This is a genomic window from Paenarthrobacter sp. 2TAF44, from assembly GCF_052114885.1.
In the GTDB taxonomy this organism is placed as follows: domain Bacteria; phylum Actinomycetota; class Actinomycetes; order Actinomycetales; family Micrococcaceae; genus Arthrobacter.
This window is the reverse complement of record NZ_JBFRFP010000011.1, coordinates 224,734-238,096: the sequence shown is the minus strand read 5'-3', so window position 1 is coordinate 238,096 and position 13,363 is coordinate 224,734. Positions and strand designations below refer to the sequence as shown.

At 62.7% G+C, this 13,363-nt stretch carries 13 protein-coding genes; 10 read left to right on the top strand and 3 right to left on the bottom strand.

Annotated features, from left to right (window positions below):
* Positions 1 to 342 precede the first annotated feature (342 nt).
* Positions 343 to 1,392, bottom strand: a complete 1,050-nt coding sequence (locus AB4Z15_RS13125) for a hypothetical protein (protein WP_442017619.1) — start codon at positions 1,390 to 1,392, stop codon at positions 343 to 345.
* Between the two features lie 6 nt (positions 1,393 to 1,398).
* On the opposite strand from AB4Z15_RS13125, the gene AB4Z15_RS13120 reads away from it, so the two are divergent.
* The 9 genes from AB4Z15_RS13120 to xerD all read left to right on the top strand — a co-directional run bounded on the left by AB4Z15_RS13120 (position 1,399) and on the right by xerD (position 10,690).
* Positions 1,399 to 2,241, top strand: coding sequence for a hypothetical protein (locus AB4Z15_RS13120; RefSeq protein ID WP_442017618.1), 843 nt, complete (start codon positions 1,399 to 1,401; stop codon positions 2,239 to 2,241).
* Positions 2,234 to 3,220 (top strand): HAD-IIA family hydrolase, encoded by a 987-nt coding sequence (locus tag AB4Z15_RS13115; protein WP_442017617.1) that lies wholly within the window; start codon positions 2,234 to 2,236, stop codon positions 3,218 to 3,220. The genes AB4Z15_RS13120 and AB4Z15_RS13115 overlap by 8 nt, the downstream gene beginning before the upstream one ends.
* A 9-nt stretch (positions 3,221 to 3,229) precedes the next feature.
* A complete protein-coding gene (locus tag AB4Z15_RS13110; protein WP_442017616.1) occupies positions 3,230 to 3,493 on the top strand; it encodes a hypothetical protein in 264 nt (87 codons plus the stop codon).
* A gap of 3 nt (positions 3,494 to 3,496) precedes the next feature.
* Positions 3,497 to 4,309, top strand: a complete 813-nt coding sequence (locus tag AB4Z15_RS13105) for a TlyA family RNA methyltransferase (RefSeq protein ID WP_442017615.1) — start codon at positions 3,497 to 3,499, stop codon at positions 4,307 to 4,309.
* Between the two features lie 13 nt (positions 4,310 to 4,322).
* Positions 4,323 to 5,381 (top strand): NAD kinase, encoded by a 1,059-nt coding sequence (locus AB4Z15_RS13100; RefSeq protein WP_442005628.1) that lies wholly within the window; start codon positions 4,323 to 4,325, stop codon positions 5,379 to 5,381.
* 3 nt (positions 5,382 to 5,384) lie between these two features.
* Complete coding sequence (recN, locus tag AB4Z15_RS13095; RefSeq protein WP_442017614.1) at positions 5,385 to 7,124, top strand: DNA repair protein RecN; 1,740 nt, start codon at positions 5,385 to 5,387, stop codon at positions 7,122 to 7,124.
* 146 nt (positions 7,125 to 7,270) lie between these two features.
* Positions 7,271 to 9,016: a CTP synthase gene (locus AB4Z15_RS13090; RefSeq protein WP_442017613.1), complete on the top strand. Its 1,746-nt coding sequence runs from the start codon at positions 7,271 to 7,273 to the stop codon at positions 9,014 to 9,016.
* Between the two features lie 49 nt (positions 9,017 to 9,065).
* Entirely contained in the window at positions 9,066 to 9,728 is a 663-nt protein-coding gene (locus AB4Z15_RS13085; protein WP_442017612.1) for an NUDIX domain-containing protein, read from the top strand.
* A gap of 2 nt (positions 9,729 to 9,730) precedes the next feature.
* Positions 9,731 to 10,690 carry a site-specific tyrosine recombinase XerD gene (gene xerD / locus AB4Z15_RS13080; protein WP_442017626.1) on the top strand — a complete coding sequence of 320 codons (960 nt, stop codon included), beginning with the start codon at positions 9,731 to 9,733 and terminating at the stop codon, positions 10,688 to 10,690.
* 24 nt (positions 10,691 to 10,714) lie between these two features.
* Here xerD and AB4Z15_RS13075 read toward each other — a convergent pair whose 3' ends face one another.
* A complete protein-coding gene (locus tag AB4Z15_RS13075; RefSeq protein ID WP_442017611.1) occupies positions 10,715 to 11,500 on the bottom strand; it encodes a hypothetical protein in 786 nt (261 codons plus the stop codon).
* Positions 11,501 to 11,593: 93 nt separating this feature from the next.
* Here AB4Z15_RS13075 and AB4Z15_RS13070 point away from each other — a divergent pair, with 93 nt between their 5' ends.
* Positions 11,594 to 12,091: an 8-oxo-dGTP diphosphatase gene (locus tag AB4Z15_RS13070; protein WP_442017610.1), complete on the top strand. Its 498-nt coding sequence runs from the start codon at positions 11,594 to 11,596 to the stop codon at positions 12,089 to 12,091.
* A 91-nt stretch (positions 12,092 to 12,182) separates the two neighbouring features.
* On the opposite strand, the gene AB4Z15_RS13065 is transcribed toward AB4Z15_RS13070, so the two are convergent.
* On the bottom strand, positions 12,183 to 13,322 hold the full coding sequence (locus tag AB4Z15_RS13065) for a bifunctional 2-methylcitrate synthase/citrate synthase (RefSeq protein ID WP_442017609.1): 1,140 nt from the start codon (positions 13,320 to 13,322) through the stop codon (positions 12,183 to 12,185).
* Positions 13,323 to 13,363 lie beyond the last annotated feature (41 nt).

The following is a 13,363-nucleotide window of genomic DNA, read 5'->3' as shown; positions in this document are numbered from 1 at the left end:
CGAGGCCGTCCGCACCCTCCTGATGAACACCACACCGGTGACACTAGAACAAAACCCCTTTAGTGCGTGAAAAAGCAGCATTCCGCCAACATCACCGCAGGTCAGAGCCTCGGCCCACCCCGAAGCCACGAGCCGTGAGCCAAGTCAGGCCGACCACCACGGCCGGGGCTTCCCCCATTTAAGACCCCAAAAGGCGCAGCGCCAACAAGGCTGTGAGACTTGCCACGGGATGCCCCTGCAGGCGCCTTGACGTTCGGCGCCTGAGGCGCTGTCGCCTAGAATTGCATAAGACATACGAGTCGGCAGCCCAGTGCTGCAGACGGCGTGACAACGAAATAAGGGTTATGAGCGACTACGCACGCGCCAGTGGTCGGCTCGCAACAGGAGGAATCCACCATGGCTGAGCACAACGGCGGCAATCGCGACGGCAACCGCGGAAACTTTGGCGGGAATCGCGGTGAGCGCGGTTCTTTCCGCCCCAACAACAACTCCGGTGGAGACCCTCGCGGATTCCGTTCCAGGGAGAATCGCGACGGTAGTGAGCAGGGTCGTTCCTTCGGTGGCGATCGTGATCGTAAGCCCTTTGGTGACCGCGGTGACCGCGGGGAGCGTCCGGCGCGCGATGGTGAGCGTCGTCCGTTCAACAGTGACCGTGGCGAGCGCAAGCCGTTCGGTGACCGCCCGCCCCGCGATGGTGAGCGTCGTTCCTTCGGTGGCGATCGTGATCGTAAGCCGTTCGGTGACCGCGGTGACCGTGGTGACCGCGGTGATCGTCCGGCCCGTGATGGTGAGCGTCGTCCGTTCAACAGTGACCGTGGCGAGCGYAARCCSTTCGGTGACCGCCCCGAGCGTGGTCCCCGGAACTTTGATGGCCCCCGTCGTGATGGCGATGAGCGTCGTCCCTTCAACAATGACCGTGGTGACCGTCCCGCGCGCGATGGTGAGCGTCGTCCGTTCAACAGCGACCGTGGCGAGCGCAAGCCCTTCGGCGACCGCCCCGAGCGCGGTGGCGAGCGTCGTTCCTTCGGCGGCGATCGTGACCGTAAGCCCTTCGGTAGCCGCCCTGAGCGTGGCCCGCGGAACTTTGATGGCCCCCGTCGTGATGGCGAGGAGCGTCGTCCGTTCAGCAATGACCGTGGCGAGCGTAAGCCGTTCGGTGACCGTCCCGAGCGTGGCGGCGAGCGTCGTCCCTTCAACAATGACCGTGCCAACTCCTGGGAAGACCGTCCCGCCCGCGTTCCCAACGCGAAGGACATTCGCAGCGCCAACCGCCCTGACCGCGAACGTTCTCCGGAGATCGATGAGGATGTCACGGGCAAGGAACTTGACCGCGCCACCGGGCACCAGATCAAGACCCTCGAAGAGCAGAGCGCAGGCTGGGTGGCGAAGCACCTGGTCATGGCTGGCCGCTTGATTGACATCGAGCCCGAGTTGGCCTTCCAGCACGCTTTGGCCGCCAGCCGCAGGGGTGGCCGGCTGTCGGCTGTCCGGGAAGCTGTTGGCTTGACGGCTTACGCTGCAGGTCACTATGGCGAAGCGCTGCGCGAATTCCGTACGTACCGCCGCATCAGCGGATCCAACGTTCACCTGCCCGTCATGGCGGACTGTGAGCGTGGCCTTGGCCGCCCTGACCGTGCACTTGACATGGTCCGGTCTCCTGAAGCGCAGGATCTGGATGCTCCGGGCAAGGTAGAGCTGGCGATTGTGGCTTCGGGCGCCCGTGCTGACCTCAACCAACTTGATGCTGCTGTAGCCGAGCTTGAGATCCCGCAGCTGGACATTAACAGGGCATTCTCTTACAGCCCCCGTCTGTTCCGCGCGTATGCAGAAGCACTGACTGCTGTGGGTCGCACTGAGGAAGCCGAAAAGTGGGCTCGTCAGGCACTGGTAGCTGAGAATGCCCTCGGCGTTGGTGACTTCGCCGAACCGGAAATTCTTGACCTCGGCTGGGACGAGCAGGAAGAAGCAGCGGCTGCGCGGAAGCCACGCTTCGAGAAGCGCGGCGAGGATTCCGACGTCGTGAGGCCGGAAAGCGAAACGGTGATCGCGGAGGCGGCTGCTGCAGACGCCGAACACGACGACGTTGACATTGATGATGCAGAGTCGGACTACTTCGAGTCGGACGACGCCGAGTCGGACATTGATTCAGCTGACGAAGCCGAAGAAGCTGACGAATCAGAAGAAGCAGTAGCACACACGGAATCCACCGAGGAACAGGGCACTGACTCACAGCATGGCTGATTCGCTCATTTCGTCCTTTGACGCGGTTCTTTCCGATCTTGATGGCGTCGTTTACGCAGGTCCCCATGCAATTCCCGGGGCTGTGGAGTCGCTGCAGCGCCTGGAGACCGTAGGCGTCGGGTTGGGTTACGTGACGAACAACGCCTCGCGTACTCCGGCCCAGGTTGCCGCGCACTTGCGGGAACTGGGGGCGCCTGCGGAGGATCATCAGGTGGTCAGTTCTTCGCAGGCTGCCGGGGAGCTGCTTGCTTCCATGCTGCCTGCGGGGGCTCACGTGCTCATTACTGGCAGTGCGGCGTTGGCCCACGAGATCGAACTGGTGGGCCTCAAGCCCGTGCATAGTGCGGCGGAATCGCCGGTAGCTGTTGTCCAGGGCTTCAACCCTGAGATCGGCTGGAAGGACCTCGCTGAGGCCTCCTATGTTGTTGCCGGTGGCGCCCAGTGGTTTGCGACCAACACGGATATGTCGATCCCGCAGGCGCGCGGTATGGCTCCTGGCAACGGTACTCTCGTTGCTGCAGTTGCGGCCGCAACGGGCAAGACGCCGATGGTGGCCGGTAAACCGGAGGCGCCATTGTTCCACGCTGCTGCCAAGCGCCTGAAGTCTGATCGCCCATTGGTAGTGGGGGACCGTTTGGATACGGACATCCTGGGCGGCAACCGTGCGGGATTTTCGACGGCGGCGGTACTCACCGGCGTCGATACGACGCTGTCGATTCTAGCTGCCCGGACGGAAGAGCGTCCGGACTACCTTTTGGCAGACTTGGGGGACCTTTACGCCCCTTACCCGGAAATCGTCAACGACGCCGGCACTTACCGTTGCGGTGCAGCGTCAGCAGTTGCTGAGGATGGCAAGGTCACGTTGACCGGGGATAAGGATGACCTCGACGCGTGGCGTGCTGCCTGCGCGGCATGGTGGGCTGAGGTTCCGGACACTGCTGTAGCTCAGGCGCCCCAGCTGGAATGGCGAACTCACTAGACTGGTGGGATGACCGAGGCCAACAATTACCCGGAAGCTGAGGCTGAACGGCCCCCTGTGCGCTGGCCAGAGGCTCTTGAAGCCACCGGCGACGTCCCTGTCGACCGCGCCCTTGGCTTGCTGGAGGGCGTTCATGGGGCTCCGGTGGCAGACCACGCTGGGTTGTACACGGCAATTCATGACTCCCTCCTGGAGGCTCTGGATGCTGAGCCCGGCCTGCCGCCGGTAGCGGACCGGGATACCGCTCGTACCCGCCCGGAAGGCGAGAATTAGCGAATGGCAAGACTTGATCAGGAACTCGTCACCCGAGGGCTGGCGAGGTCCCGGACGCACGCTGCCAAGCTCATTAGCGACGGCAAGGTGAGTTCAGGCGGGGTTGTCTTCGCCAAAGCGGCCCAGCAAGTGGACGCCGACACAGACCTGGACGTCCAATCCCACCTTGAGGACATTTACGTGAGCCGCGCCGGGCACAAACTGGCCGGCGCGCTGGCCGCGTTTCCGACGGTAGCAGTATCCGGTCGCCGGTGTCTCGACGCCGGAGCCTCCACTGGCGGCTTCACGGACGTGCTGCTTCGGCAGGGAGCCGCGCAAGTGGTGGCGGTCGACGTCGGGCATGGCCAACTGGTGCCGCTGCTCCGCGATGATCCCCGGGTGGTAGTCCATGAGGGGCTCAATGTCAGGTATATGACGCCGGACCAGATCGGTGGCACCGCAAGCCTGACTGTCGCAGACCTGTCCTTCATTTCCCTGACGTTGGTCCTGGGCCCCCTTGCTGCCTGCACGGAACCTGGCGGAGACCTTGTCCTGATGGTCAAGCCGCAGTTTGAAGTCGGCAAGGAGCGGCTAAGCCGCACGGGCGTCGTGTCTTCCGAGAATGAACGACGCCGGGCGGTGGCCCAGGTTGCCCGCGCTGCAGTTGATGCGGGGCTGGAACTTCATGGCCTTGCGGCAAGCCCGCTCCCGGGCCAGGACGGAAATGTTGAGTACTTCCTGTGGATGAAGCGCAGGATGTCCGCTGTGTTGCCTAAGATCGAAGAGCGGGACGAGGACGTTGCTGCATTGATAAAGAACCTCTGGCCAAACGACTAGAAAGCAGAACCCGATGAGCAGGCATGTACTTGTCCTTGCCCACACAGGGCGGGAGGAATCGCTCCGGGCGGCGTGGGATGCTTGTACGCAATTGCATTCGTCGGGCCTGGTGCCGGTCCTTCAGAAGTCAGAATTGGCAGATGTCGAGCGCTTCTTTGGTGCCGTTGATACCCCCATTGAGATCCTCCACGACGACGTGAGTTTGGAAGACGTGGAATTGGTGATGGTTCTGGGTGGCGACGGAACCATCCTGCGCGCGGCGGAACTTGTGCGGGAAGTGGACGTTCCCTTGCTGGGCGTCAACCTCGGCCATGTGGGCTTCCTTGCAGAGAGCGAACGTGCTGACCTGGCCCAGACGGTCGAATGGATCGCGAGCCGCCAGTACACCGTTGAAGAGCGCATGACGATCGATGTCCAGGTGTGGATCAAGGGCCAGAAGATCTGGCATACCTGGGCCTTGAACGAGGCCGCGATTGAGAAGGCCAATCGGGAACGGATGCTCGAAGTCGTCACTGAGGTGGATGAACGGCCGTTGACCTCGTTCGGCTGTGATGGCGTGGTCCTTGCGACGCCAACGGGATCGACGGCATACGCGTTTTCGTCTGGTGGGCCGGTGGTGTGGCCTGAGGTGGAGGCGCTCGTCATTGTGCCGATCAGCGCCCATGCCCTTTTTGCCAAACCCTTGGTGGTGTCTCCGCGATCCAAGCTGGCTGTGGAAATCATGAACCGGACGGATGCCTTGGGCGTCCTTTGGTGTGATGGCAGGCGCTCCGTTGACTTGCCTCCGGGAGCCCGTGTTGAGGTGACCCGCTCAGCCACGCCCGTACGCCTGGCACGGACACATAAGACTCCTTTCTCGGCACGGCTTGTGCGCAAGTTCCAGCTTCCCATCCACGGCTGGCGTGGTCCGGCTCCCCGCTCAGGGGAAGTCCACACCGGCCCCATCCCCGTGATTCGAACACTTTCACCGGCTCCTTTGCCTACCCCCCGGGACGCGAGTGATCTCCGGGATACCGAAACGTCCCTGAACCCGGGGCACGGTGAGCCATCCGACCCCACGAATGCGAAGTGAAGCATGCTTGAAGAACTCCGAATCCGTGATCTCGGTGTCATTACCGATGCCGCCCTGCCGCTAGGGCCCGGCCTCAGCGTCGTAACCGGTGAAACTGGTGCCGGCAAGACCATGGTGGTGACCGCCGTCGGGCTCCTTCTGGGTGCTCGTTCGGATGCCGGCGCAGTCCGGAGCGGCGCCAAATCTGCCTCTGCGGAGGCAGTCCTGAAGCTTGATCCAGGCCACAGCGCCGTAGAGCGGGCCAAGGAGGCCGGCGGTGAGGCGGAGGAGTTCGACGGCGTCGCTGAACTCCTGCTGGCCCGCACCGTTGGTGCCGATGGCCGCAGCCGGGCTTACGTTGGGGGACGGGCGGCACCGGTTGGGGTTCTGGCCGAACTTGGCGAGAGCCTGGTGGTGGTACACGGCCAGTCGGATCAGATCCGGCTGAAAAGCGCTACCGCGCAGCGACACGCCCTGGATCGCTTCGCTGGTGCACCGCTGGCCAAGGTCCTGGGGGAGTACCAGAACCTGTACAACCACTGGAAGTCCATTCAGGCCGAGCTGGAGACACTTCGCAGCGAAGCGCGGGAACGGCTTCGTGAGGCGGAATCGCTGGACGCCGCTCTCAAAGAGATCGATGACGTGGATCCCCAGCCTGGTGAGGATGAGACCCTCAAGGCTGAGGCCGTAAAGCTTGCCAACGTTGAAGAACTCCGGCTCGCAGCGGCAGCGGCACATGAGTCGCTCATCGCCGAGGAATTCGGCGATGCCGGCGATGCCACATCGATGGTGGATGCGGCCAAGCGGACGCTGGAGCACGTTGCAGAACACGATGAGGCGTTGGGGGCCGCTGCTGCACGTCTTGCAGAAGTTGGTTTCCTGCTGAACGATATCGCCGCTGACTTGTCCAGCTACCAAGCTGCATTGGACACTGAAGGCCCGGAGCGGCTCTCTGAAATTGAGGAACGCCGCGCAGCCTTGGCCAAACTGATCCGGAAGTACGCCCCCAGCATCGATGAGGTGTTGGAGTGGGCGACTACGGCCCGGATGCGTTTGGACGAGCTGCAGGACGATTCAAGCCGCATCGAATCCTTGGATGCCGAGGTGGCTTCGAGCGAAGCTACCCTGCGCAAGCAGGCCGCAGCGATCAGCAAGGCCCGGCTGAAGGCGGCCAAGGACCTCTCAGCCCGCGTGAGTACAGAGTTGAAGGCTTTGGCCATGGCGGATGCCACGTTGATCATCCAGATAGAGGACAGCGGATCGCTTGGCCCCTGGGGGACTGACGAGATCGCCTTCCTCCTCCAGCCACACTCCGGCGCTCCGGCGCGTCCACTGGGCAAGGGAGCCTCCGGCGGTGAACTCTCAAGGGTGATGCTGGCCATCGAGGTGGTGCTCGCGGCGGTGGATCCTGTTCCTACGTTCGTCTTTGACGAGGTGGACGCCGGTGTGGGTGGACGGGCCGCCGTCGAGATCGGGCGCCGGCTGGCCATGTTGGCCCGCCACGTCCAGGTCCTCGTTGTGACGCACCTGCCGCAGGTTGCCGCCTTCGCTGATCAGCACATCCGGGTTACCAAAACCTCAGTTCGGGGCGTCGACGGAAAAACGTCCACCGGATTCACCTCCAGCGATGTGCAACTGCTGGACGACGACGAGCGCGTGAAGGAGCTTGCCCGTATGTTGGCCGGGCAGGAGGACTCAGAATCTGCCCAGGCACACGCGCAGGAATTGTTGGACGATGCGAAATTGCTTCCCCAGCGGGCCTAGGAAATTCCCGGCACAGGGCTGATTAAGGACTGCGACCACTATCACATCCGTGCACTTGGTCCCGCCCGGCTCTTGATTGCAGGCATGGTCTTGGGCAACTATTGACCATTTGGGGAATCCGGACGGACGCTTGGAAGGCGTAATTGATGATAAGCTCGAATTCCGTGGTGCAGCGATCAAATTCCCGTGTAAATTCCCGGTTCCCGGGCTCGTCCAAGACGACCAAACACATCTTCGTCACCGGTGGTGTGGCGTCCTCGCTCGGTAAGGGTCTGACGGCTTCCAGCCTCGGCCACCTGCTGCGGGCACGCGGTTTGTCTGTAACTATGCAGAAGCTCGATCCCTATTTGAACGTGGATCCGGGCACGATGAATCCCTTCCAGCACGGCGAAGTTTTCGTGACGGATGATGGCGCCGAAACCGACCTCGACATCGGACACTACGAGCGCTTCCTCGATGAAAACCTCGAAGGTTCGGCCAACGTCACAACGGGCCAGATCTACTCCACGGTCATCGCAAAGGAACGCCGCGGTGAATACCTCGGAGACACCGTTCAGGTCATCCCGCACATCACGGATGAAATCAAGCGCCGCATGCGCCTTCCCGCCGAAGGCAAGAACGCTCCTGATGTCATCATCACCGAAATCGGTGGCACGGTGGGCGACATCGAATCGCAGCCCTTCCTCGAGTCGGCCCGCCAGGTGCGCCAGGACATTGGCCGGAACAATGTCTTCTTCCTGCACGTTTCCCTGGTTCCGTACATCGGTCCTTCCCAGGAACTGAAGACCAAGCCCACGCAGCACTCCGTGGCAGCCCTTCGTTCCATCGGTATCCAGCCCGAAGCCATCGTGATCCGTTCGGACCGCGAAGTGCCGGACGCCATGCGCGAGAAAATCGGCCGCATGTGCGACGTCGATATTGACGCCGTGGTCAACGCCGCTGACGCACCCAGCATCTACGACATCCCCAAGACGTTGCACTCCCAAGGCCTGGACTCCTACATCGTCCGTGCGCTGGACCTGCCGTTCAAGGACGTTGACTGGAGCAAGTGGGACAAGCTGCTCGAAGCTGTCCACAACCCCAAACATGAGGTCGAAGTTGCCCTGGTGGGCAAGTACATCGATCTTCCCGATGCTTACCTTTCGGTGACCGAGGCCCTCCGCGCCGGTGGGTTCGCGAATGAAACCAAAGTCAAGATCCGTTGGGTTCCCTCTGACGAGTGCGAAACCCTTGCCGGCGCCACCAAGTCCCTTGCCGGCGTCGACGCCATCTGCGTGCCGGGAGGCTTCGGCATCCGTGGCCTGGAGGGCAAGTTGGGCGCGTTGAAGTTTGCCCGCGAATCCAAGCTCCCGGTTCTGGGCCTGTGCCTTGGCCTTCAGTGCATGGTGATCGAATACGCCCGCAACGTGGTTGGCCTGGAAGGCGCCTCGTCCAGTGAGTTCGAGCCGGACTCCAAGTACCCGGTTATCGCCACCATGGAAGAGCAGCTGGACATTGTGGAAGGCAAGGGAGACCTCGGCGGCACCATGCGCCTGGGCCTCTACGAAGCCAAGCTGGACGAGGGCTCCGTAGTCGCAGAGACGTACGGCACCACTTCGGTGAGCGAACGCCACCGCCACCGCTACGAGGTTAACAACAAGTACCGTGACCAGATCGCGGCGGAGGGCCTGGTCTTCTCGGGTACCTCTCCTGACGGCAAGCTGGTTGAGTACGTTGAACTTCCCCGCGAAGTGCACCCGTACTACGTCGCGACGCAGGCACACCCTGAGCTCAGCTCCCGCCCGACGCGCCCGCACCCGCTCTTCGCAGGCCTCGTGAAGGCTGCCTTGGAGCGTCGTGAAGGCGCCGTTGTGGGAACCAAGACGGGTGCCCGCGCGGTAGCTGCCAAGTAAGTAGCTGCCAAATAAACGGTAAACGCAAGCACTAACGAAGGACGGCGCGATGCCCGGCATTTCTGAAACCCCCAGCACCTCAAGGCAGGTTTCGGATATGCCGAGCCCGCGCCGTCTTTTGTCCACCAGCAAGGTCTACGAAGGCCGCATCTGGGATGTGGTCAGCGACGCCTTCCAGCTCAGCGAGGATACGGACACCCTGGTCCGGGATTACATCGACCACCCTGGGGCGGTGGCCGTGCTGCCCATGAACGTTGACGGCGAAATCCTGCTCCTGAAGCAGTACAGGCACCCCGTTGGTATGGACCTCTGGGAAATCCCCGCCGGCTTGCTGGACATTGAGGGCGAGGATTTCGTCGTGGGTGCTGCCAGGGAGCTCGCTGAGGAAGCTGATCTTGTTGCGGCCACCTGGAATGTCCTGGTGGACTTCTTCAACTCCCCGGGATCCTCCAGCGAGGCTGTTCGCATCTATCTGGCTCGTGGGCTGAGTGCTGTTCCCGAGGCTGACCTGCATGTCCGCACCGACGAAGAGTCAGAAATTGAGTTCCACTGGATTCCGCTCGACGACGCCGTGAAAGCGGTCCTGGAAGGGCGCCTGCACAATCCGTCCGCGGTCCTGGGAATCCTTGCAGCCGCCGCCGCGAAGGCCGATGGCTTTTCCAGCCTGCGCCCCGCTGACGCGCCGTGGCCCGCGCACCCGAGCCAGCGCTGAGAATGGCCGAGGCCGCCACCCGCACCGCCAACGGCATCGATCGCGGAGTTACGGACTACCTCCAGCACGTCGGGGTGGAACGTGGCCTGGCTGCCAACACCTTGGCTGCCTATCGCCGTGACCTTGCCCGCTATTCGAACTTCCTGGCGAGTCAAGGAGTGGAACGGCCCGGAGACATCACACGGCATCATGTCACCGCCTTTGCCCAGGCCTTGTCCGACGGCTCCGATGGGGCTGCGGCCCTCGGCGTCCGCTCTGCCGCCAGAACCATCGTGGCCGTGCGGGGGCTCCACAAGTTTTGGGCCCTTGAGGGAACCACGACGTCGGATCCCGCCAGCGATGTCCACCCGCCGATGCCGGGCAAACGGCTTCCGAAAGCCATCAGCGTTGGTGAAGTAACGCGGATCCTTGAAGCTGCGGGTTCGGACTCTGCGACCGGCCTGAGGGACCGGGCCTTGCTTGAATTTCTCTACTCCACCGGTGCGCGCATCAGTGAGGCCGTAGGGCTGGACGTTGACGATGTATCCCTGGAACACGCCGGTGGCGAACCTGCAATCGTCAGGCTCTTCGGCAAAGGTTCCAAGGAGCGGTTGGTTCCTTTGGGCTCTTACGGTGCACGCGCCGTCGGAGCCTATGTGGTCCGGGGAAGGCCGCTGCTGGCATCCAAGGGCAAGGGCACTCCCGCCTTGTTCCTGAATGCCCGTGGCGGCAGGATCAGCAGGCAAAGTGCCTGGACAATCCTCAAGACTGCCGCGGAGAAGGCAAACATCACCAAGGATGTTTCGCCACACACCTTGCGGCACTCTTTTGCCACGCATCTTCTGGAAGGCGGGGCTGACGTGCGCGTAGTCCAGGAGCTGTTGGGGCACGCGTCGGTGACCACCACCCAGGTCTACACGCTGGTCACGGCCGATACTTTGCGGGAAGTTTACGCTGCTGCCCATCCCAGGGCGCTCGGCTGAACCTGTGGTCGGCAGGAGCCGCAACTAGTCCAGGACACTGAACGTCAATTCCACGGCATCGACGAACAAGGCCAGCAGCGACGTCCCCAATCCGGCCACCAGCAAGAGGCCGGGGTGGGCCAGCCCCACCACCACCCGCTTCAGCCGTGGCTGACCCTTGAGGAACTTTTTGGGTACCCGCGTCTTCAGGGGTATTTGCCGCCAACCGCGTAGCCGTCGGAGGAACCAGGCGCACCGCACTATGAACGCCATCCACAGGACAGAGAGCACCAGCGGGACCGAAACCAGCATGAGGTTGAAGCCGAGTGCGGTCACCTCCTTTTCGGAGTCGCCGATGACGGTTTGCACGGTGGTCGAGATGGAAGCACTCATCACCACAGAGGCGGCCCACACCATGAAGGCCACTACCAGGGCGAGGAAGCGGACGAAAAAATGGCCCAGGACAGTGGCATCCACTGCCTTGAGGTGGCTGCGGGGCGTGGCATGCAGCACAGCCAGCGTGGACAGCAGCGTTGGCAAAGCAGCGGCGAGGACCAGCAAATACCAGGTCCATCCGGCCAGGTCCACCACTTCATCCAGAACAATGAGCCCGGCCCACACCACCGTCCAGGCCCAGCCGACGTATAGCGGATGCGCAACCACCCAACGGGGCAGCCAGGCATCGCGCTCCTGCCCGGCTCGGGCGTGTGCTGGTGACTCGGCCACAGGAACTGTTTCGACATCTTCCGCTGCCTGGGGCTTCGCCTCGTGATTGATGGCCTGCGCCTGTGTCTGCGTCTCGGCGCGCGCTTCGCCGCCACCTTCGTTCATGGGCTCACTGTAGGCAACTGGGCTCACGGTAGCAATTGGGCTGACCGTCGCAATGCCAGCCTTGGTAGAGGAGATCGGGTTAAGGTAGGCAGCATGACAGCAGCCCATGTGACACTGTGCTTCCTCCTCCGCGATGACGCGGACGGGGAACACGTCCTCCTCGGCACCAAGAAGACCGGTTTTGGGCGCGGCAAAGTGGTGGGCGTGGGTGGGCACGTGGAACCGGGGGAGACCGCAATCCAGGCGGTGTGCCGCGAGGTCATGGAGGAGATCAGCGTGGTGGTCCAGGCTGCGGACCTCATCCCCGCCGGCATCATTGATTTCGTGTTTCCTGCCAGACCGGAATGGAACATGGCCACCACCGTGTACCTGACGCGGATTTGGGAGGGTGAACCGGTTGAAAGCGATGAGATCGCGCCGGAATGGTTCCCAGTGTCCAAGCTACCGGTGGAACGGATGTGGGCCGACGCCGAGCATTGGCTGCCCGCGATGATTTCCGGGCAGCGGATCGCAGTTCGAGTGGAACTGGCTGCCGATAACGAGAGCGTGGCCAATGTCCACACCATCGATTGGATCGGAACCGAGCAGTAGAAAAGGTTTCCCAGCGTACGACGGCGGGCCGGTCGCCTTTCGGTGACCGGCCCGCCGTCGTCTGCTTCCTTAGCGCCCGAGCGCCAAGAGGCTACGGCACGTGCCGCTCTTCGGGTCCGTTGTATTCGCTGAGCGGACGGATAAGGGAATTCGAGGCAAACTGTTCCATGATGTGTGCTGTCCAGCCGGTGATCCGGCTGGCGACGAACAATGGGGTGAACGTCTGCGTATCGAAGCCCATGAGGTGGTACGTGGGGCCGGCGGGGTAATCGAGGTTGGGCTTGATGGCTTTGGCTTCGTCCATAGCTTGTTCGAGTCCGTTGTAGAGTCCCAGGAGTTCGGGCCGTCCGTAGTGGGCGATCATCTTGTCCAGGGCCGCTTTCATAGTGGGTACCCGGGAGTCGCCGTGCTTGTAGACGCGGTGCCCGAAGCCCATGACCTTCTTCTTCTGTGCCAGGGCGTCTTCCATCCAGGCCCGGGCCCGTACCGCGGCTTCCTCCATGGATTCTTCGCTGCGGATGCCGATCTCATCGAACGTGTGCATCACGGCCTCGTTGGCGCCGCCGTGCAGCGGGCCTTTGAGGGCGCCGATGGCAGCGGTCACGGCCGAGTGCAGGTCCGAGAGTGTGGAGGTGACTACGCGGGCTGTGAACGTGGAGGCGTTGAAGGAGTGCTCCGCGTACAGGATCATCGAGACGTTGAACGCCTCCACAACCTCCACCACAGCTTCTTCACCGAACGTCATCCACAGGAAGTTCGCGGAGTAGTCCAGGTCCTCCCGCGGTTCCACTGCGTCCTGGCCGCGCCGGCGGCGCTGGTCATAGGCCACGACGGCAGGCATCGCAGCCCAGAGGTCAATCGCCTTCTTCATGTTGGCATCGGGGGATGAATCCTCAGCCAGCTCGTGCCGGGCTCCCAGCACGGAAGCTGCTGTACGGCAAACATCCATGGGATGTGAGGTGGTGGGCAACGTGTCTATAACTGACTTGACCACAGGGTCCAGGGCACGCCCCGCGCGTTCGCGGGCAACAAATTCAGCCAGTTGGGCATCGTCGGGCAGTTCGCCGTTCCACAGCAGGTAGGCAACTTCTTCGAAGCTGCACTTGGCAGCCAGTTCCTGGACCGGGTATCCCCGGTACAGCAGCGAGTTGGTGTCCGGGTTGACCTTCGAGACGGCGGTGTAGTCCACCACGACGCCGGCAAGGCCTTTTTTAATGTCTTCAGCAGCCATGCTGAACTCCTTCGTTCATTATGCAAGCGCCCCGGTTTGCC

What these genes read in the sequence shown, in the direction of transcription:
- AB4Z15_RS13120 (WP_442017618.1), top strand. Translation starts at nt 1,399, where the DNA reads ATGGCTGGCCGCTTGATTGACATCGAGCCCGAGTTGGCCTTCCAGCAC.
- AB4Z15_RS13115 (WP_442017617.1), top strand. Translation starts at nt 2,234, where the DNA reads ATGGCTGATTCGCTCATTTCGTCCTTTGACGCGGTTCTTTCCGATCTT.
- AB4Z15_RS13110 (WP_442017616.1), top strand. Translation starts at nt 3,230, where the DNA reads ATGACCGAGGCCAACAATTACCCGGAAGCTGAGGCTGAACGGCCCCCT.
- AB4Z15_RS13105 (WP_442017615.1), top strand. Translation starts at nt 3,497, where the DNA reads ATGGCAAGACTTGATCAGGAACTCGTCACCCGAGGGCTGGCGAGGTCC.
- AB4Z15_RS13100 (WP_442005628.1), top strand. Translation starts at nt 4,323, where the DNA reads ATGAGCAGGCATGTACTTGTCCTTGCCCACACAGGGCGGGAGGAATCG.
- recN (WP_442017614.1), top strand. Translation starts at nt 5,385, where the DNA reads ATGCTTGAAGAACTCCGAATCCGTGATCTCGGTGTCATTACCGATGCC.
- AB4Z15_RS13090 (WP_442017613.1), top strand. Translation starts at nt 7,271, where the DNA reads ATGATAAGCTCGAATTCCGTGGTGCAGCGATCAAATTCCCGTGTAAAT.
- AB4Z15_RS13085 (WP_442017612.1), top strand. Translation starts at nt 9,066, where the DNA reads ATGCCCGGCATTTCTGAAACCCCCAGCACCTCAAGGCAGGTTTCGGAT.
- xerD (WP_442017626.1), top strand. Translation starts at nt 9,731, where the DNA reads ATGGCCGAGGCCGCCACCCGCACCGCCAACGGCATCGATCGCGGAGTT.
- AB4Z15_RS13075 (WP_442017611.1), bottom strand. Translation starts at nt 11,500, where the DNA reads ATGAACGAAGGTGGCGGCGAAGCGCGCGCCGAGACGCAGACACAGGCG.
- AB4Z15_RS13070 (WP_442017610.1), top strand. Translation starts at nt 11,594, where the DNA reads ATGACAGCAGCCCATGTGACACTGTGCTTCCTCCTCCGCGATGACGCG.
- AB4Z15_RS13065 (WP_442017609.1), bottom strand. Translation starts at nt 13,322, where the DNA reads ATGGCTGCTGAAGACATTAAAAAAGGCCTTGCCGGCGTCGTGGTGGAC.